19 protein-coding genes are annotated in these 19,251 nt (G+C 67.2%); 3 read left to right on the top strand and 16 right to left on the bottom strand.

The window, feature by feature from the left end; genetic code table 11:
• Window positions 1-47: 47 nt before the first annotated feature.
• From rimO to ACEN9Q_RS09260, 5 genes are all read right to left on the bottom strand, one after another.
• Window positions 48-1,451, bottom strand: a complete 1,404-nt coding sequence (gene rimO / locus ACEN9Q_RS09280; protein WP_495628162.1) for a 30S ribosomal protein S12 methylthiotransferase RimO — start codon at window positions 1,449-1,451, stop codon at window positions 48-50.
• Between the two features lie 313 nt (window positions 1,452-1,764).
• Window positions 1,765-2,322 (bottom strand): polyhydroxyalkanoate synthesis repressor PhaR, encoded by a 558-nt coding sequence (gene phaR, locus ACEN9Q_RS09275; RefSeq protein ID WP_056445844.1) that lies wholly within the window; start codon window positions 2,320-2,322, stop codon window positions 1,765-1,767.
• A 177-nt stretch (window positions 2,323-2,499) separates the two neighbouring features.
• Window positions 2,500-4,254, bottom strand: coding sequence for a class I poly(R)-hydroxyalkanoic acid synthase (gene phaC, locus ACEN9Q_RS09270; RefSeq protein WP_495628161.1), 1,755 nt, complete (start codon window positions 4,252-4,254; stop codon window positions 2,500-2,502).
• 282 nt (window positions 4,255-4,536) lie between these two features.
• On the bottom strand, window positions 4,537-5,349 hold the full coding sequence (gene pgeF / locus ACEN9Q_RS09265; protein WP_495628160.1) for a peptidoglycan editing factor PgeF: 813 nt from the start codon (window positions 5,347-5,349) through the stop codon (window positions 4,537-4,539).
• Window positions 5,349-6,386, bottom strand: coding sequence for an RluA family pseudouridine synthase (locus ACEN9Q_RS09260; protein ID WP_495628159.1), 1,038 nt, complete (start codon window positions 6,384-6,386; stop codon window positions 5,349-5,351). Before ACEN9Q_RS09260 ends, pgeF begins: the two co-directional genes overlap by 1 nt.
• Window positions 6,387-6,452: 66 nt before the next feature.
• Between ACEN9Q_RS09260 and ACEN9Q_RS09255 the strand changes: the two genes are divergently transcribed.
• Window positions 6,453-7,292, top strand: a complete 840-nt coding sequence (locus ACEN9Q_RS09255) for an outer membrane protein assembly factor BamD (RefSeq protein WP_495628158.1) — start codon at window positions 6,453-6,455, stop codon at window positions 7,290-7,292.
• Window positions 7,293-7,548: 256 nt separating this feature from the next.
• Here the strand turns inward: ACEN9Q_RS09255 and yaaA are convergent, their stop codons facing one another.
• Window positions 7,549-8,319 carry a peroxide stress protein YaaA gene (yaaA, locus tag ACEN9Q_RS09250; protein WP_056445832.1) on the bottom strand — a complete coding sequence of 257 codons (771 nt, stop codon included), beginning with the start codon at window positions 8,317-8,319 and terminating at the stop codon, window positions 7,549-7,551.
• A 34-nt stretch (window positions 8,320-8,353) separates the two neighbouring features.
• Between yaaA and ACEN9Q_RS09245 the strand changes: the two genes are divergently transcribed.
• Together ACEN9Q_RS09245 and ACEN9Q_RS09240 are read left to right on the top strand one after the other, a co-directional pair.
• Window positions 8,354-8,809 (top strand): putative toxin-antitoxin system toxin component, PIN family, encoded by a 456-nt coding sequence (locus tag ACEN9Q_RS09245; protein WP_056445829.1) that lies wholly within the window; start codon window positions 8,354-8,356, stop codon window positions 8,807-8,809.
• Window positions 8,810-8,837: 28 nt separating this feature from the next.
• Complete coding sequence (locus tag ACEN9Q_RS09240; RefSeq protein ID WP_495628157.1) at window positions 8,838-9,995, top strand: pyridoxal phosphate-dependent aminotransferase; 1,158 nt, start codon at window positions 8,838-8,840, stop codon at window positions 9,993-9,995.
• A gap of 1 nt (window position 9,996) precedes the next feature.
• On the opposite strand, the gene ACEN9Q_RS09235 is transcribed toward ACEN9Q_RS09240, so the two are convergent.
• The 10 genes from ACEN9Q_RS09235 to ACEN9Q_RS09190 all read right to left on the bottom strand — a co-directional run bounded on the left by ACEN9Q_RS09235 (window position 9,997) and on the right by ACEN9Q_RS09190 (window position 19,246).
• A complete protein-coding gene (locus tag ACEN9Q_RS09235; RefSeq protein WP_495628156.1) occupies window positions 9,997-11,253 on the bottom strand; it encodes a tetratricopeptide repeat protein in 1,257 nt (418 codons plus the stop codon).
• 12 nt (window positions 11,254-11,265) lie between these two features.
• Window positions 11,266-12,159 carry an ExeA family protein gene (locus ACEN9Q_RS09230; protein ID WP_495628155.1) on the bottom strand — a complete coding sequence of 298 codons (894 nt, stop codon included), beginning with the start codon at window positions 12,157-12,159 and terminating at the stop codon, window positions 11,266-11,268.
• Window positions 12,160-13,956 (bottom strand): pilus (MSHA type) biogenesis protein MshL, encoded by a 1,797-nt coding sequence (gene mshL, locus ACEN9Q_RS09225; protein WP_157202008.1) that lies wholly within the window; start codon window positions 13,954-13,956, stop codon window positions 12,160-12,162.
• A 12-nt stretch (window positions 13,957-13,968) separates the two neighbouring features.
• A complete protein-coding gene (locus ACEN9Q_RS09220) occupies window positions 13,969-14,364 on the bottom strand; it encodes a hypothetical protein (RefSeq protein WP_495628154.1) in 396 nt (131 codons plus the stop codon).
• Window positions 14,349-15,056 carry a hypothetical protein gene (locus ACEN9Q_RS09215; protein WP_495628153.1) on the bottom strand — a complete coding sequence of 236 codons (708 nt, stop codon included), beginning with the start codon at window positions 15,054-15,056 and terminating at the stop codon, window positions 14,349-14,351. Before ACEN9Q_RS09215 ends, ACEN9Q_RS09220 begins: the two co-directional genes overlap by 16 nt.
• Window positions 15,053-15,721: a hypothetical protein gene (locus ACEN9Q_RS09210; RefSeq protein ID WP_495628152.1), complete on the bottom strand. Its 669-nt coding sequence runs from the start codon at window positions 15,719-15,721 to the stop codon at window positions 15,053-15,055. The genes ACEN9Q_RS09215 and ACEN9Q_RS09210 overlap by 4 nt, the downstream gene beginning before the upstream one ends.
• Window positions 15,718-16,665, bottom strand: coding sequence for a pilus assembly protein PilM (pilM, locus tag ACEN9Q_RS09205; protein WP_495628151.1), 948 nt, complete (start codon window positions 16,663-16,665; stop codon window positions 15,718-15,720). Before pilM ends, ACEN9Q_RS09210 begins: the two co-directional genes overlap by 4 nt.
• A 233-nt stretch (window positions 16,666-16,898) precedes the next feature.
• Window positions 16,899-17,435 (bottom strand): type II secretion system protein, encoded by a 537-nt coding sequence (locus ACEN9Q_RS09200; RefSeq protein WP_495628150.1) that lies wholly within the window; start codon window positions 17,433-17,435, stop codon window positions 16,899-16,901.
• Between the two features lie 46 nt (window positions 17,436-17,481).
• Entirely contained in the window at window positions 17,482-17,988 is a 507-nt protein-coding gene (locus ACEN9Q_RS09195) for a hypothetical protein (protein ID WP_495628149.1), read from the bottom strand.
• A gap of 13 nt (window positions 17,989-18,001) precedes the next feature.
• A complete protein-coding gene (locus ACEN9Q_RS09190) occupies window positions 18,002-19,246 on the bottom strand; it encodes a type II secretion system F family protein (RefSeq protein ID WP_495628148.1) in 1,245 nt (414 codons plus the stop codon).
• Between the last annotated feature and the right edge of the window lie 5 nt (window positions 19,247-19,251).

Below are 19,251 nucleotides of genomic sequence, written 5' to 3'. Positions count from 1 at the left end.
GGCGGGAACCCAAGCAGCATCCAACGCCGCAGCGCCGTCTCGATCGCTCAGGCCACGGTCGCCCACAGGTCGTGCGCATCCGCCTTCGTCACGACCACGTCGATGAATTCGCCGACGGCCGGCTTGGCCTTGCCCGGCGCGAGGGCGCGCTTGATGTGCACGACGCCGTCGATTTCCGGCGCGTCCGCCGCCGACCTGCCGATCGCTTCGCGCGGGCCCGCCTCGTCGACGAGCACGCGGATCGTCGTGCCGACCTTCGCCTGCAGGCGCTTGGCCGAGATCTCTTCCTGCAGCAGCATCACGCGCGCGCGGCGCTCTTCCTTGACTTCTTCCGGCACCGGATTCGCGATCGCGTTCGCCGTCGCGCCTTCGACCGGGGAGTAGGCAAAGCAGCCCAGGCGGTCGATCTGCGCTTCCTTCAGGAAGTCCAGCAGGTATTCGAATTCCGCCTCCGTCTCGCCCGGGAAGCCGGCGATGAACGTGGAGCGGATCGTGAGGTCGGGATTCATCTTGCGCCAGGCCTGGATGCGGTCGAGGTTCTTCTCGCCGCTCGCCGGGCGCTTCATGCGCTTCAGGACGTCCGGGTGCGCGTGCTGCAGCGGGATGTCGAGATAAGGCAGGACGTGCTCGCCCATGAACGGGATCACCTGGTCGACGTGCGGGTACGGGTACACGTAGTGCATGCGCACCCACGCGCCGTACTGCCTGGCCAGCTGGCCCAGCGCTTCGGCCAGCTGCGTCATGTGCGTCTTGACCGGGCGGCCGTTCCAGAAGCCGGTGCGGAACTTGACGTCGACGCCGTAGGCGCTCGTGTCCTGCGAGATCACCAGCAGTTCCTTGACGCCTGCCTTGAACAGGTTCTCCGCCTCCTGCAGCACGTCGTGGATGGGACGCGACACGAGGTCGCCACGCATCGACGGGATGATGCAGAAGCTGCAGCGGTGATTGCAGCCTTCGGAAATCTTCAGGTAGGCGTAGTGCTTGGGCGTGAGCTTGACGCCGTGGTCCGGCACGAGATCGATGAACGGGTCGTGCGGCTTGGGCAGGTGCAGGTGCACGGATTCCATCACTTCGGCCACGGCATGCGGACCGGTCACGGCCAGCACCTTCGGGTGCACCTTGGTGATGATGTCGTCTCCGGCGGCATCCTTCTTGGCGCCGAGGCAGCCGGTGACGATGACCTTGCCGTTCTCGGCCAGCGCCTCGCCGATCGCATCCAGCGATTCCTGCACGGCCGCGTCGATGAAGCCGCAGGTGTTGACGATCACGAGGTCCGCGCCGGCATACGACTTGGCGGTCTCGTAACCCTCCGCGCGCAGCTGCGTGAGGATCTGTTCGGAGTCGACCAGCGCCTTGGGGCAGCCGAGCGAGACGAAGCCGACCTTGGGCGGCGTCGCGCTGCCGGTGGCGTCAACGGTGGCAGGGAGGGGATTACGGCGGAGTTCTTGCATTGTCGGATTGCGGCGAAAATTCAGGGCAATCCGCGATTGTACAGGAAGCGGGGGCGGAGGGAAATCGAGGGGCGAAATACAGCGTGTGGTGGCCCGCACCCGTTGCTCGTCGCCCCTGCGCAGGCAGGGGCCCAATTTTGGCGCTGCCGGAATGGTTGCGAAATTGGGTCCCCGCCTGCGCGGGGACGACGGCTGATCGTGTGCGGTACGATTGATCGTGCGCGGTACGATTGATCGTGCGCGGTACGACTGATCGTGCGCGGTACGACTGATCGTGCGCGGTACGACTGATCGTGCGCGGTACGTTACACGTTCACTTTTTCTCGGGCGGCACCCCGAACGGAAACGCGCCGAACATCATCGCCTTGCTCTGGCTCTGCATCTGCTCCTGCATCTGCAGGAACAGGTTCTTGCTCTGGTCGATGTAGTTGTTCATCATGCCCTGCATCATCGGGCCCTGGATGTTCATGAACTGGGTCCACATCTCGGTGCTGAACGGCTTGCCTTCCAGCGCGCCCGCGGCCGAGCCGACGAACTTGTTCTGGATGTCGGTGAAGGCCTGCACGTTCTTTTCCAGGTAGGAACCCATCATGCCCTGCATCGCATGGCCGTAGTAACGGATGATCTGGGACAGCACGCCACTGGAGAACATCGGCACGCCGTGCGCTTCCTCTTCGAGAATGATCTGCAGGAGGATGCTGCGGGTCAGGTCTTCGTTCGTCTTGGCATCCACGACCGTGAACTCGTCGGAATCGAGCACGAGTTGCTTCACGTCGGACAAGGTGATGTAAGAACTGGTCTGGGTGTCGTACAGCCGGCGGTTCGGATATTTCTTGATCAGGCGTTCAGTGCTTTTTTTGACACTACTCATCTCATTTCCATGTACAGCGCCGTAGCGCATTTATTATGCGGCGACCGCGGGGATCTCCCGCGGCGTCTCCGATTCCAAGAGGATATCCGCTAAAAATACCACGTTGCGAACGCAGGTGCAGCAATTATTCACTGAGCAACTGAATGATTTATTTCGCAAATACCCTCCGCAGCCGCCTCAATCCGCGCGCGCCTTGACGTAACGGCCCGGCGCCGGCTCGATCGCGGGGAAAGCGGCACTGCCCGGTTGCGCGGGCGGCGCCACGTCCTGGCCGCCGAACTCCGCCAGGAACTTCGCCCATTCCGGCCACCAACTGCCCTTCTTCTCGACGGCGCTGGCGCTCCACTCGGCCGCCGTCTTCGGTCGCGTGCGGCCGCCTTCGCCCACCCAGTAGCTGCGCTTGTTCTTCGACGCCGGGTTGATGACGCCCGCGATATGGCCGGAAGCGCCCAGCACGAAGCGGTTGTTCTTCGGCTTCTTCGGGTTCAGCAGGCCCATCGACGCGAACGCGGCTTCCCACGGCACGATGTGGTCTTCCTTCGAGCCGTACAGGAAGGTCGGGCAATCGATGGCGCCCAGGTCGACCTTCGTGCCGGCCACGGTCAGCGCACCCGGCACCTTCAGCTTGTCCTCGAGATAGGTGTTGCGCAGGTACCAGCAATACATCGGCCCCGGCAGGTTGGTGCTGTCGGCATTCCAGTACAGCAGGTCGAACGCGGGCGGCGTCTTGCCCTTGAGGTAGTTCTGCTGGACATAGTTCCACACGAGGTCGTTGGGACGCAGCGCCGAGAACGTCGTCGCCAGGTCGCGTCCCGGCATCAGGCCGCCGCGCGCCAGCTGCTGCTCGCGCATCTTCACCTGCGTCTCGTCGACGAAGACGTCCAGCACGCCCGTATCGGAAAAGTCCAGCAGGGTCGTGAACAGGCTCAGGCTCGCGGCCGGCTTCTGGCCGCGCGCGGCCAGCACGGCCAGCGCCGTCGCCGCGATGGTGCCGCCCACGCAGAAGCCGAACACGTTCACCTTGTCCTTGCCCGCGATCGCGCGGGTGACGTCCAGCGCGCGGATCGCGCCCTGCTCGATGTAGTCGTCCCACGTCGTGCCGGCCAGGCCCTGGTCCGGGTTGCGCCAGGAGACCATGAACACCGTATTGCCCTGCTCCACCAGGTAGCGGACGAGGGAATTCTCCGGCTGCAGGTCGAGGATGTAGTACTTGTTGATGCAAGGCGGCACCATCAGCAGCGGCACCTCGTGCACGGTCGGCGTCGTCGGCGTGTACTGGATCAGTTGGAACAAATGATTCTCGAACACGACCGCGCCCGGCGTGACGCCGACGTTGCGGCCGACCTCGAACGCGGATTCGTCCGATTGCGAGATGCGGCCCTTTTGCAGGTCGGCCAGCATATTCTGCAGGCCCTTCGTGAGACTTTCGCCCTTGGTCTCGATCATTTTCTGCTGGGCTTCCGGATTCGTCGCGAGGAAGTTGGCTGGCGACATCGCATCGACGATCTGCTGGACGGCGAAGCGGATCTTCTGCTTCTCGCGCGGGGGCACCTCGACGGCCTCGGCCAGCGCCATCAGGAACTCGGAATTCAGCAGGTACGACGCGACGCTGTACGCGGACATCGGATTCGCCGTCCACTCCGGCGCGGCAAAGCGGCGGTCGCTGAACGACGGCAGCTTGCCGCCGACGAAATCCTGCCACAGCTTCGTTGCCTTTTGCACGTAGTCGTCGCGCAGCGCCTCCAGCTTGCCCTGCGACAGGCCGGCGCCGATATCGCCCAGCATCTTTGCCACGGGTGCGAATGCTGCCGTACCGTCGGCACCGTCGGGAAGTTTCATCATCGACTGCCAGGCGGAGGGATCGGTGAATTGCGCGAACGGCGCCATCCAGGGAGCGGCAAGCATCTGCGGGGTAGCATCAGGCGTATTCATAAGGCGTCCATTGTGTAGAATCGATTTGTCGACAGCAACCGGAGCATCGCATGTGGATCGTGGCCATAGGATGGATGTACGTCGTAACCCTGATGGCGGCGACGGAGCCGACTGTGGTTGGCGGCATTATGACTTTTTTCGGCTATGGCGTGTTGCCGTTCTCGCTAGTATTTTACCTTGCGGGATCACGGCGCCGGCGCGCCCGCGCGGCCCGGGCCGCAGTGCGCGCGGCGGATGGCCGTGACGATGCCGCAGGCAGCGCCGACGGCGGCTGCCCGCCCTCTACTTCAGCCAGATGAGACTGGCCTGGCGGCCGCTGACGCCATCGCGCCGGTAGGAATAAAACCAGTCGGCCTCGGTCGCCGTGCAGCGCCCGCCCCCGTGCACGCGCGTGACGCCGGCGCGCGCCAGCATGCGGCGCGCCAACAGCGGCATGTCGGCCAGATACTTGCCCGGCCTGCCGGGATACGGCTTGAACGCATCGGCCGCCTGCCCCGGCAGCGCGGCGTCGAAGGCGGCCAGCACATCGGGCCCCACCTCGAACGCGTCCGGCCCGATCGCCGGCCCGAGCCAGGCCGTGATCTCGCCCGCGCCGGCCGCGCGCATGGCGGCGACCGTCTGCCCCAGCACGCCGCCCGCCAGGCCGCGCCAGCCCGCATGCGCGGCGCCCGCGACCTTGCCGCCCAGGTCCGCGAACAGCACGGGCAGGCAATCCGCCGTCAGGATGGCGCAGACGACGCCCGGCGCCGTCGCGATGCTCGCGTCGCCCGTGCGCACGGGTCCGTCCGGCTGCACGGTCGCCGCATCGACGACGTCGGCGCCGTGGACCTGCGCGATCCATGCGGGCGGCCCCGGCAGGCGTGCCCGCAGGCGCGCGCGGTTGGTCTGCACGGCCTCCGGATCGTCGTCCACGTGCCTGCCCAGGTTCAGGCCCCCGCCACCGCATCCGTCGCCGTACGGCCCCATGCTGACGCCGCCGCGCCGCGTCGTGGCCAGTGCACCGAACGCGTCAGGCAGATCGGGCCACTGGTCCGGCGCGGCCGGATGAATCAGATCGGTATCGAGCAGATGCGGCGGCAAACTGGAACCACTCATCAAATCGCTTCCGGTTCTTCGATCCCGGCTTGTTCCAGAAGTTCCGCAAAATCGTCGGCCAGCGGCACGACCCATTCCATGTGCTCGCCGCTGGCCGGATGCGTGAGGCCGAGGCGGCGCGCCTGCAGCGCCTGGCGGTGGAAGAACGAGCGCAGGTGCTGCTTGCCGTACACGGTGTCGCCGACGAGGCTGTACCCCAGCGACTGCATGTGCACGCGGATCTGGTGCGTGCGGCCCGTCTCCAGGCGGCATTGCACGAGGCTGACGGGACGGCGGTCCAGCTCGCCGCTTTCGAGCAGCTCGTAGTGCGTGATGGCGGGTTTGGCCGACGGGCTGTTCGACACGGCCATCTTGACGCGGTCTTTCGGGTCGCGGCTGATCGCCGAGTCGATGGTGCCGCTGGCGCGCGGCGTGCCCCACACGAGGGCCAGGTACTCGCGCTTGACGGTGCGGGCCTGCAGCTGGCGCACGAGGTCGGTCTGGGCCTCCAGCGTCTTGCCGACGACCATCAGGCCGCTCGTATCCTTGTCGAGGCGGTGCACGATGCCGGCGCGCGGCACGGACACCAGTTGCGGGCAGTGGTGCAGCAGGCCGTTCAGCAAGGTGCCCGACCAGTTGCCCGAACCCGGGTGCACGACGAGGCCGGCCGGCTTGTTGACGACGATGATCGCATCGTCCTCGTACACGATGTTCAGTGCCATCGGTTCCGGCGTGTAGGCCGTGTCCTCGGGCGCGGGCTGCGGCAGGACGACGATCGCCTCGTCGCCGTAGGCCGTGCTCTTGCCCTTCGCCGGCTTGCCGTCGACGGTGATGTGGCCTTCGTCGAACCATTGCTGCAGGCGGCTGCGCGAGAATTGCGGCACCAGCCCGGCCACGACCTTGTCCAGGCGCTGGCCGCAGTGTTCGGGCACCAGTTCCAGGGTGATCGGGGAATAGTCGGGGCCGGCCACGCCGGCATCGAGATCGGCGTCGAGGTCCTCGTCCAGGTCGGGGTCGAAAAGGTTTTCCGCCGAATTCGGCGCAGCAGTTAATATCACGTCAGTCCCATCGGCTATAATCAGCCGTTCGTTGAATCTCGGTAAAACTTTCTTGCAATAGAGCTTATGCAAAAAAAATTGTCTGTAATTGTCGTGACTAGCGTCCTGCTAAGTTTGTCAGCTTGCGGTTTGTTGCCGGAAAGATCGGACGAAAACAAGAACGTGTCAGCATCGAAATTATACGCTGACGCGCAGGAGGAAATGGCCGGCGGCCATTACGAAGCTGCGATCAAGCTGTACGAACGCCTCGAATCCAACTATCCGTTCGGCACCTACGCCGCCCAGGCGCAGATGGAAATCGCCTATGCGCACTACAAGGCGCAGGACCAGGCCGAGGCGCTGGCGGCCGTGGAACGCTTCATCAAGCTGCACCCGAACCACCCGCAGGTCGACTATATGTACTACCTGCGCGGCCTGATCAACTTCAACGACCAGATCGGCTTCCTCAGCTTCATCTACGCCCAGGACCCGACCGAGCGCGACCCCAAGGCGACGCGCGAGGCGTTTGCCGCGTTCAAGGAACTGGTCGACAAGTTCCCGAACAGCAAATACGCGCCGGACTCGATCGCCCGCATGAACTACCTGATCGACGCGATGGCGCAGTACGAAGTGCACGTGGCGAACTACTATTATCGCCGCGGCGCCTACCTGGCCGCACTGAACCGCGCGCAGACGGCCGTGACGCAGTTCAACCAGTCGACCGCGCGCGAGGAAGCGCTGTTCATCATGATCCGCTGCTACGACAAGCTGGGCATGTTCGACCTGCGCGACGACACGCAGCGCATCTTTGCCAAGAATTACCCGGACAGCCGCTTCATGGGCGGCAAGGGCTCGGGCGATGCGCCGTGGTGGAAGTTCTGGGCCAAGGCGGGGCCGAAGCCGGCGCCGAAGGATGCCGTGCAGTAAGGACGACGATGCCCGCAGCGATGCGGGCTTTTTTTATGGTTGGCGCCGTCGCCTGCGCATGCCGGGGCCAAATTTTTATTGTTGGCCCCGTCACCCCTGCGCAGGCACGGGCCCAATTTCCACGATCGGCGCGGCATGCCGACGCCGGCGAAGCTGGTGGCATTACTTGGGTCCCCGCCTTCGCGGGGACGACGGGCATCTTGGGTCCCCGCCTGCGCGGGGACGACGGGCATCTTCTGCGCGGGCCGACGGAACGTCAGCTGTCGATCCGCCGCCTGAACACCCACGCCTTGTCCGTCGACACGGCCGCGTCGAACGCATAGCCGTCGACGTCGAACGCCTTCAACCGCTGCACGTCCGTGATCCCGCGCTCGGCCGCGTACCGGGCCATCATCCCGCGCGCCCGCTTGGCGAAGAACGAGATGATCTTGTACTTGCCGTTCTTCCAGTCCTCGAACACGGGCGTGATCACGGGCACGTCCAGCAGCTTCGGCTTGACGGACTTGAAGTATTCTTCCGACGCCAGGTTCACGAGGACCTGCGCCCCCGCGTCCTTCGCGTCCGCATTCAGCGCGGCCGTCACGCGCTCGCCCCAGAAGGCGTACAGGTCCTTGCCGCGCGGGTTCGCGAGGCGGGTGCCCATCTCGAGGCGGTACGGGTGCATGCCGTCCAGCGGGCGCAGGACGCCGTACAGGCCGGACAGGATGCGCACCCTGCCCTGCACGTACTTCAGCGCCCGCGCGTCCAGCGTGCGCGCGGCGAGGCCCGTGTAGACGTCGCCGTCGAAGGACATGATGGCCTGGCGCGCGGCGCCATGGTCCGGGTGCCAGTCGGCGTAACGCGTCACGTTCAGCACGGACAGCTGATCCGAGATGTCCATCAGCGCACCGATCTCGGCCGGCGACCTGGGTTTCAGGACCCGGATGAGGTCGGCGGCATCGTCGATGAAGCGCGGCGTCGTGCGTGCGCGGGTGGTGGGCGGGGAATCGAGGTCGAGGGATTTGGCGGGCGAAAGAACGATCAGCATTGTTGAAACACGTGCAACGGGTAAAATTGCTGACATGATACCTGCTCCAGCGAAACCCATCGTCATCGACACCAATGTCTGCCTCGACCTGTTCGTTTTCCGCGACCCGCGCTGGGCGCCGTTGCTGGCCGCCCTCGAGTCCGGCCGCGTGCGCGCCGTCACCCGCGCCGACTGCCGCGACGAATACCGCATCGTGCTGCATTATGCCCACCTGCCCCTCGACGACACGACGCGCCCGCACGCGGCGGACCGCTTCGACGCCCTGATCGAGGTCGTGGCGCCGACGGCCCGCGCACTGCGCCTGCCCGTCTGCACCGACCGCGACGACCAGAAATTCCTCGAGATCGCCCGCGACGCCGACGCCGCCGTCCTCGTCACGAAGGACAAGGCCCTGCTCAAGCTGGCGCGCCGGACCGCGCGCGAGAACCTGTTCCGCATCATGACGCCCGACGCGTGGGTCAAGACCGAGGCGTCGCCCACGCTAGAATGATCCGACCTTCATCCAACCCGTCCGCACCATGACCACACCCGTCCTGCGATCGCGCCTGCCGGCCGTCGGCACCACCGTGTTCACCCTCATGTCCGCCCTGGCCAACGAATACGGCGCCGTCAACCTGGGCCAGGGCTTCCCCGATTTCCAGTGCGACCCGCGCCTGCTGGACGCCGTCGACGCCGCCATGCGCGCGGGCCACAACCAGTACGCGCCGATGACCGGCCTGCCCGTGCTGCGCGAGGCCATCGCCGCCAAGCTGGCAGCGCTGTACGGCCGCGCGTACGACGCCAACGCCGAGATCACGGTCACGGCCGGCGCCACGCAAGGCATCATCACCGCGATCCTGTGCGCCGTGCATCCGGGCGACGAAGCGATCGTCATCGAGCCGTGCTACGACAGCTACCAGCCGTCGATCGCGCTGGCCGGCGGCGTGGCGGTGCCGGTCGCCATGCGCGTCGGCGCGGACGGCTACAGCGTGCCGTGGGACGACGTCGCGGCGGCCGTCACGGCGCGGACCCGCATGATCGTCGTGAACACCCCGCACAATCCGACCGGGACCATCCTGCGCCAGGCCGATCTCGATGCGCTGGCGGACATCGTGGCCGGAACCGGCATCCTGATCCTGTCGGACGAGGTGTACGAACACATGGTCTACGACGGCCAGCCGCACGCCTCCGTGAGCCGCCACCCGGTGCTGGCCGAGCGCGCGTTCGTCGTCTCCAGTTTCGGCAAGACGTATCACGTGACGGGCTGGAAGGTGGGCTATGTGGCCGCGCCGGCGCCGTTGATGGCGGAATTCCGCAAGGTCCACCAGTACAACGTCTTCAGCGTGAACACGCCGATGCAGGCCGGCCTGGCCGGCTTCATGCGCGACCCGGCGCCGTGGCGCGACCTGCCGGCGTTCTACCAGCGCAAGCGCGACCTGTTCCGCGCGGGGCTGGCGCAGTCCCGCTTCACCTTGCTGCCGGCGGACGGCACGTATTTCCAGTGCGTGCGCTACGACGGGATCTCGGACCTGGGCGAGTCGGAATTCGCGCAGTGGCTCACGCGCGAGATCAAGGTGGCGGCGATTCCCGTGGCGGCGTTCTACAGCCGGCCCACGGAGTCGAGGATCGTGCGCTTCTGCTTCGCGAAGAAGGATGAGACGCTGGCGCTGGCGCTGGAGCGCCTCGCCAGGGTGTGAGTCAGCGCCCGAGCTGCTGGATGCGCCGCTCGACGAACCCCAGCAATTCCTCCGACAGAGCGCCGCTCGCGCGCGCCTTCTGGTACGCGTCGAGCGCCTCGCCGTTGCGCTTCTCGGCCTGCAGCGACATGCCGAGGCCCATCCACCACACGCCGTTCGACGGCATGGCCCGCACGGCCTGCTGATACTGCTCGGCCGCTTCGCGGTGGCGCTGCTGGCGCGCCAGCGCGGCCGCCACGAAGGCGTGGTAGTCGGGATCGTTGCCAGCATACGGCAATGTGCGCATCAAGGTATCGATTCCGTTGCCGCCCCGTTCGATCTGCAGGCGCGCCAGCAGCATCGCCATGGCCGGCTGGCGCGCGTCCAGCGTGAGGCCCAGCTGCAGCTGGCGCATCGCCTCGTCGGTGCGGTTCGCTTCGATCAGGAGGCCGACCAGCGTCTGGCGCGCCGCCTCGTGCGTGGGTTCGTACTTGAGCGCCTGTTCGAGCGCGGCCACCGTCTCGGTCATGCGGCCTTCCTGCAGGCTCGCCAGCGCGCGCCGGTAGTCGCCTTCCGCACGCTGGGCGCCCGTTTCCTGGCGGCCCTGCGCGCCGTGCTTGCCCGTGGCGCCGGCGTCGTCCCGCGCGGCCGCGCGCGCCGCGGCCAGCAGCGCGGCGGACGTCTTCTTCACCGATTTTCCGCGCGCGGCCAGCGCCTGCGCCAACGCGCGGCGGGCCGCGCGCGCTTCCGCGCTGTCCGGCTCCATCGGCGCGACGTCCTGAGGGCGCACGGTGGGCGTCTTCTCGACCGTGCGCGCCGCCGCTTTCTCTTCCTTGCGCGCCGCCGCGAGACGCTTGCGCTCGGCGCGGCGTTCGGCCCGTGTCATGGACGTCGTGGCCGGCGTTTCCTCTGCCCGTTCGGCCGCCTGCGGCGTTGCCGGCGCGGCGCGCGGCGCTTCCACCGGCGCGGCTGCCGGCGCCTGGACCGGCCCGGTGACCACCTGCGGCGCCCGCACGGGGCCCGCGACGACCGGCGCCACCTTGACGGCGGCGACGGGCGCGGGCACGGCAGTCACGGGACGCGGGATGCGATGCAGCTGGGTCAAGGCCAGCCAGCCGTGCGCGCGGGCGGCGTGGGCGCCGCCGACCCCGGCCGCGATCGCGCGCCAGTCCGGCCGGTACGGTTCACGCGCGACAGGCTTCACCTGGCCCGGCAGTTCGCCGTCCTGGGGCGTGCCGCGCGCGTCGAGGTCCTGCAGCATCTTGTTAATCAGGCTCATTCCGGCTCCCCGTCAATGGCTCAGTGCCCACGCCAGGCCCGCCGCGGCGCCGGCCAGCACGGCCAGCAGCGCGGCCCACGGCCACAGGCGGCGCCGGCTCGTCGCGTGCGTGTCGCGCGCGGCCGCGCTCACGTGCGCGCGCGCGACCTGCTGGCGCCCCTGGCCATAGCACAGCATCATGGCCTTGTGGGCGAGGATGTTGACGAGGCGCGGCACGCCGCCGCTGGCCGCGTACAGGCGCGCCACCGCGGCGCGCGAAAACAGGCGCGCGCCATCATACCCCGCCACGCGCAGGCGATGCGCCACATAGTAATCGAGGTCGTCGCGCGACAAGGGGCCGAGGTGGTAGTGGAACGTGATGCGCTGCGCCAGCTGGCGGATCGACTGCAGCTCCAGCTTGCGGTTCAGTTCCGGCTGGCCGAACAGTACGATCTGCAGCAGCTTGCGCTTTTCCGTCTCCAGATTCGTCAGCAGGCGCAGCGCCTCCAGCGTCTCGACGGGCATCGCCTGCGCCTCGTCGAGGCACAGCAGCACGCGCTTGTCCGCGGCCGCGAGATCCAGCAGCCGGTGCGTGATCGCCTTCAGCACCGCGTGCTGGTCGGCGTCCTTGTCGTAGCCGACTTCCAGCTCGTCCGCGAGTGCGAGCATCAGCGTGCGCGGTTCCAGGTACGGGTTCGGGATGTAGGCGGTGACGAACTCGGGCCCCAGCGTCGCCATGAACTTGCGGCACAACAGGGTCTTGCCGGTGCCGACCTCCCCCGTGATCTTGATGAAGCCTTCGCCGGTGCGCGCCGCCACGAGCAGCGTATTCAGGGCTTCCTGCGAATGCGGGCTGCCGAAGAAGAAGCTGGTGTCTGGGGTGATCCCGAACGGCAGCTCGCGCAGGCCGAAGTGCGCCGTGTACATTCAGCGGTTCCCCCGGGCGCGCGGGTCGAGCTGCTCGATGCGGCGGTTGGTATCGAGCAGGTCGTCGTTCCAGTTGTTGACGCCTTCGACGATCGTCGGCTTGATCAGCACGACCAGCTCGCGCTTCTGGTTCACGCGCTTCTTGGCGCCGAACAGCGAGGACAGCACGGGCACACTGCTGGTGCCCGGCACCTGCGAATCGTCCGCCGTGGACGACTGGCGCATCAAGCCGCCGATGGCCACGACCTGGCCGTTCTGGCCGCGCACGATGCTGTCCAGCTCCGACGTGGCCGACGCGGCCAGCGGCAGGTTCAGGCTGCCGGCCGTGCCCAGATTGACCGATTTGTTGATCGTCGAGACCTGGCTCACGGACGGGTGCACGTGCAGCAGGATGTTGCCCTTGTCGTCGATCTGCGGCGTGACGTCGAGCACGACGCCGGAGAAGAACGGCTGCAGCGTCACGCTCGGGGACACGGTGTTGCCGGTCGTCGTGGAATTCGTCGTCGTCTGCACGCCGGTGACGTAGAACTCGTCCGTGCCGATCTTGAGCACGGCCTTCTGGTTGTTGACCGCGGCCACGCGAGGGCTGGACAGCACGTGCACGGTGCCCTGCGTTTCGAGGAACGAGATCAGCGCGGCGAAGTTCGCCGTCTGCACGGCGAGGCCGAACATCGAGCCGGCCGTCCCCGCCGCATTCGACAGCGAGAAGCCGCTGCTGGCCGACAGGCCCGTGCTCGGATCCGTGATCGTGCCCGGCTGGCCGCCGCCGAACGGCAGCGGCGTGAGCGCGGCGCCCGGCGCGATGATGCCGCCCGAGACGCGGTTGTCGTGACCGCTCCTGATCGACGCGAACGAGGCCCAGTTGACGCCGCTCTGGTAACTGTCGTTCAGCTCCACCTCGAGGATCTTCGCTTCCAGGATCACCTGGCGGTCGACGGCGAGCTGCGTGGCCTTCAGGTAGGCGTCCACGTTGCGCAATTCGTCCGGCATGGCGCGGATCACGAGTACGCCCGACTGCGGGCTCACGACGACACTGCGGCCGCCCTCCTTCGAGCCCACGATGGCTTCGATGGACAGTTTCAGGTCGCCCCAGAAATCGTTGGCGGAGGTGGTCGCGACGTCCGTGCTGTCCATCTGCGAGTTGCCCTGGCCGTTCGGATTGTTGCCGTTGTTGTTCTGGTTGTTGCCGTTGTTGTTCTGGCCCTGGTTGTTGTTGCCGTTGCCGTTCTGGTTGTTGACCGCGTTCGCCACCGACGTCGACGACACGCGCGTGTTCGACATGCCCGCGCGCTTGCCGACCAGGTAGTTCACGTGGAACATCTTGGTCTGCATCGTCAGCGGCTTGATCGAGATGCGCGTGCCCTCGATCTTGTAATCGTAGCCGTACATCTCGCGGATCGCGTCGAGCGTCTCCGGCAGGGTGACGTCCTTGAGGTTCGCCGTGATGGTGCCGGCGACGTCCGGATGCACGAGGATGTTGTAGCGCGTGCCGGCGACGATCGAGCGGAAGAACTGCTGCGCGGGCACGTTGTTGAAGGAGACGTTGAAGCGCTCTTCCAGCGCGGGCCGCGCCTTCGGCAATTGGGTGGCCAGCGCGGCGGCCGGCGGCAGCAGCGCGTCGGCGACGGCCGCGTCGACGGCCGGCGCGCCCGCCGGACGCGCGCTCGCGGCGCCGCGCACTTCGCCCTTGATGGCGTCGTAGGTCGTCGTGCTCGGCGTCGTCTGGCAGCCGGACAACGCCAGCACGGCGGCGGTGAGCGCAGCCAGGGTACGCATCGGGATACGCTTGTCGTTCATCCTCATCCTTTATCAGCGCCGCGCGGTACGGACAGGGGTCTTGCCGTCCGCGGCCTGCGCGTACAGGCGCAGCACCTGGCGCTCGCCGCCGCGCACCAGTTCGACTTCGTTCGCGTCGATGCGCGCGACCGTCGCGCCGTGGAAGCTGTCGCCCGGCCGCACCGTCTCGCCGTCGATCACGGCCAGGTGGCGCCCGCCCGCCGCGCGCCCGATCAGGATCGACTGCAGTTGCGGACCGCTGCCGGCGGCCGCGGGACCGCCCATCGCCGGCGTCGCGGCGGCGGGCGGCCTGGTCGGATCCTGCAGGCCTTGCGCGAACGCGCCGGCGGCGCATGACATCGTGCACAGCAAGGCGCAGAACGCCGCGCCGAGGGCGCGCTTGGTCGTCGTGATCACAGCTTCATCCATTTCGGGTCCAGGCTCAGGGTGTACAGCGTCAATGTGAGGCGCACGTTCGGATAGTCTTCCGCGTCCAGCTGCGCCTTGCCCCAGAACAGCTGGGTGGGCAGCGTCTCGAGCGCATGCATGTAGTCGACCATGTCGAGATAGCTGCCGCGCACCGTCAGCTCGACGCCGTGGCGGTACAGCAGGTCGGGCGACTTCACGACGGGCGGCGTGGCGGCCGGCGCGGCCGGGGCGCCGGCCGTCGGCGCGGCGGGCGGCGCGGTGCCGTCGTTCAGCGTCGTCACGGGCAGCGTCTTGAGCGACACGAGCTTCAGGCGGCCGTTCGCGCGCAGGATCGATTCCAGCAGCGGCGCGATGCGCTCCGGCGGCACGAGGCCTTTCTGCATCGTGCGCAGCTCGTCGCTCGTGCGCGCCGTCTCGGCACGCAGTTCGCCGAGGCGCTTGCGCAGCGCGACGTTCGGATCGTTGCCGTACGCGCGCGCCTTCGATGCGATGTCGGCGGCGATGCCGTCGACCGTGATGCCCTGTTGCTGCAACGTCGAGCGCAAGGTGGCTTCCTTGTGCGACAAGGGCGCGAACACGAAGGTATTCGAGAGGAACACGAGCACGACGACCGCGGCGCCGAACGCCATGATGCGTTCGCGCGGCTGCAGCGCTTCCACGCGCGCCGTGAACTGGAGCCAGCGGCGCTTCATTGCTGGCCTCCGGCGCTCGCGCCGCCGGACGACGTGGCGGCCGACTGCAGGCTGAATTCGACATACGGCGCGGGCGCATCGGTCTCCTTGCCGTCGGCGCCGCGCACCTTGACGGCGCTCCCCTGGCCGATCTGCATGCTGCCGACCGGCATGCCCTGCAGCACGCGTTCGTTGCGCAGGCGCGCCAGGTAGCCCGGCACGAGGGCGGGATCGAGGGCGCGGCCGCGCACGCCGATGTCCATGCCGGCGCCGGCGATGGAGACGCCCGTCAGCCACAGGCCGTCGACGCTCTGGCGCGCCAGCGCGCGGAAGTATTCGGCATAGCCCTGGGTATTGCCCAGGTCACCGTGCGCGATCACGTCGGCCACGCGACGCAGCGCGTCGTGCTCGGCCTGCGCGTCGGCCAGCTCGGCTTCGAGCCGGCTGTCCTTCGTGCGCGGCGCGAATTCGGCGGCGGCGGCTTCCAGGCGCTTCTGCGCCTGCTGCACGCGGTCCTCGCCGCGCGCGACGTCGGCCTGCAGGCCCATCACACGCACCTTGGCGTAGACGCCCGTCCCGACGAGGCCCAGCACGAGCACGCCCAGCGCGGCGGCCATCGCGTTGACGGAGAAGATCTTCTTCTGCGGCTGGAAAGCAGGATTGAAGAGGTTGATCTGCTGGCTCATGCGGCGCCCTCCTCCTGGCGCAGCGCGGCGCCGATGGGCACGAAGAAGCGCTGCTGGCGTGCCGGGTCCGCAAGATCGGGGACGCGCTCGAGGTCGAGCAGCGTGGCCAGGTCCAGCGTCTCGACGCGGGTGTACAGGTTGCTCGACAGGTATTCTTCCAGGCCCGTGGCGCCGGTCGGCGCCAGCACGAGCTTGGCCACGCTGATGAACGCGAACTGGCGCTCGAAGTTGTCGAGGGACCGCTGCAGCTCCAGCGTGATCTTGTCGAAGCTCTGGTGCTTGCGGTCGTGGTCGTCGTCGAGGACCTGGGCCACCGTCACGTCGATGCGGCGCGACAGATACAGCTCGCCGCGCCACGACACGGTCAGGAGGCCGCCGTCCTCGCCGAACGACAGCATGGCGACGCCGCGGCCTTCCGGCTCCAGCAGGGCCGACACGTTACGCTGGGCCATCTCGGGGATGTCGATCACGCGCAGCTTGACCTTGGCCGCGTTGAACAGCTTCTGGCGCGCGGCGATCACGCCGTTGCGCGCGGCGATGGCGAACACGCTTTGCTGCGGACGCACGACCGCGTTCGGGTCGAGCGGGATGTCGAGGACGTCGAACGTGGCCTCGTCGATGGGGAAGTCGAGGATGTCCTTGAGGCGCCAGCGCATCGCGCTTTTCAGTTCCTCGCGCGGGACGTTCGGCGATTCGACCGACATGAACTGGTAGTCGCCGCCCGCCAGCACCGTCGTGCAGCGATGGGTCGCGCTGTGCATCTCCCTGGCGGCCTTGTCGAGTGCATCGGCGGACGGCGTGCCCGGGAAGAAGACGGCATGCGTCACGGCCGGCTTCGCGCCTTCCGTACCGCCACGGCGCACGCTGGCCGCGGCGATCCCGTCGCGCTGCGGCACCATGGCCAGCCAGGCTGCATTGTTCTGTGCTTTACTGAAAAAACCCATGCGTGGCGATGGTATCCGTGACTGAGTCGAGATAGAAGAGCTAGAGGCTTGATTATATTCAAGCGGGAGGAAAATCCGATACCAAAATTTTACTCTGAGAGAATATTTTTGGTTTTCCGTGTGGAACTACTAATGGGTGTGGTCAATACGCTGCATCCATTGGAGGCGCTACCCGGCGCCCCAATGAGAAACGGCGCCGAAGCGCCGTTTCTCAAGGCCATGCCAGGCGGCGATTATTCGCAGTCGGCCGCCGTCAGCGTGCCCGTCGAGCCCAGCTTGATCGTCGGGCCGGACGTTGCCGAGGTCGGCTCCTTGTACTTGACGTAGCACTTCAGGCCCGTCGGGGAGCTGGCGGCGCTCTTCGGGACGATCATGATCTCGTCCGCGGCCGTCGATACCGAATTGGCGTCGTTCGCATGGCCAGGGCCATAGACGGTGTAGTCAGTCGACAGGCCGGCGGCGTCGCCCAGGCCGGTGTCCGCCCTCGGGTAGCCGGAAGCGAAGGCCGTCTGGTAGGTGATCGTCGCGCCTTCCACCGCCAGCGTCGTCAGCGCCGTGCCGGTATTGACCAGATATTTGCCATGGGCCATCGCAGCCGTCGCGGCCAGGGAGCCTTTCGCCGCCTGCAGGCTGGCAAGGCGTGCATCGCCGCCCAGGCTGGCAAACTTCGGCAATGCCGTCGCCGCCAGAATGCCCAGGATCACGATCACGACGATCAATTCGATCAAGGTGAAGCCGCCCTGCGCATTGTTCTTGATACTTGCTTTCATGCTCTCTCCGATGATGATGCGGCGTCCACGCCGCGTGGGTTGTTGTTTAACGACTGCCTTGCGTATCGACTTCGTTCAGCGCAAGGCTCATCGCGGGCTTTCCCGCGACTGTGACATTTCGCGTTAATTCTACCTTGAACGCGGGCAATTCCGATTTGCCTGAGGCAAATCTTTCTCGTTCTGAGGTGACATAGACAAGGGTTTTGTCGCGCGGATCGAACACCCACCCGTTGCGTGCCACGCGACCCTGTATGGATAGTGCGAATTCACCGAGGTAATTCGCCGGGGGCCGCGCCAGCAGGCGGATGGGATTCTCCTGCGCGAGCGCCGCCAGCGCCTCCGTGCGGCCCTGCGCCAGTGCGCGCGCCGCCTCGACCTGCAGCGCCGTGCGCAGCGCGGCGACAGTCTGGGCCGTGGCCGCGTCCTCGGCCGCGCGGCGGTAGCCGTCCAGGCGGTGCAGCAGCAGGGTGCACAGCGCGGCCGTGACGGCGGCGACGAGCGCGAATTCCAGCAGCGAGAAGCCGCGCGGGCGCGTATGTCCGGTGCTTGCCATGGTGGTCCTCATGTCAGTGATGCAGGGCTGCCTTGCCCAGGTCCCAGATCGGCAGGAAGATGCCCAGCGCCAGCACGAGCACCATCGCACCGAGGAAGGTGATCAGGATCGGCTCGATCTGGCTGGACAGCGTCTTGAGTTCGTAATCGACTTCGCGCTCGTACATCTGCGCGATCTCGTCCATCAGGTCGTCGAGCGACCCGGATTCCTCGCCCACGGCGATCATCTGCAGGACGATCGGCGTGAACACGTGGGCATTGGTCGCCGTGCGCAGGATGCTTTCGCCGCGCTCGACGCCGTCGCGCATCTGGTCGAGGCGCAGCGTCAGATAGGCATTGTCGGCCGTCTGCGCGACGACCGTGAGGGCTTGCACGATCGGCACGCCGCTGCGGATCGACAGCGCGAAGCTGCGCGCGAAGCGGGCCATCGTGGCCTTGTGGATGATCTTGCCGGCGATGGGAAAGCGCAGCTTGTAGCGGTCCCACGTGAGGCGGCCCGCCGCCGTGCGCGTCCAGGCGCGGAAGCCCATGAACGCGGCCACCGCCGCGCCGGCCATCACGGGCCAGTAGTCGACCGTGAAGCGCGACGTCGCGATCAGGATGCGCGTCATCAGCGGCAGTTCGGCGTGGAAGCTCTGGAAGACCTTCTCGAACTGCGGGATCACGAACACGTTCACGACGACCATCGCCGCGATCATCGCGACGATGACGAACGTGGGGTAGCGCAGCGCGGTCTTCACCCGGTCGCGCATGTCGCGGTCGAATTCGAGGTGGTCGAACAGGCGCAGGAACACGTCTTCCAGGCGGCCCGTCATCTCGCCCACGCGCACCATCGACAGGTAGAACGGCGTGAAGCATTCGGTGTGGCGGCGCATCGCCGTCGACAGTTCGCGGCCCGCGTCCAGCGATTCGCGCAGGTCCTGGATCACGCGCGCGAAGCTTTTGTTGGTCGCCGACTCCTGCAGCCCGGCCAGCCCGCGCATGATCGGCACGCCGGACTTCAGCAGCGTGTAGATCTGGCGGCTGAACAGCTGCACGTCGATCGAGGTGACCTTCTGGCGCGTCAGCCGCTGCCACAGGCCTTCGCCGGCGTCGCCGCCGCCGCCCGACGTGGCCTTGCGGGTGGTCGGCGTGATGTCCAGCGGGGTGACGCCGGTGCCGGACAGCTGGTCGGCCACGGCGGCGCTGTCGGCGCCTTCCAGCACCCCCTGCATCAATTCGCCGCGCGCGTTGCGGCCTTTATAGGCAAAGAACGGCATGGGTG

The sequence above is a fragment of the Massilia sp. Masssp93 genome (assembly GCF_059491295.1).
This window is presented reverse-complemented; position numbering and strand designations above follow the sequence as displayed.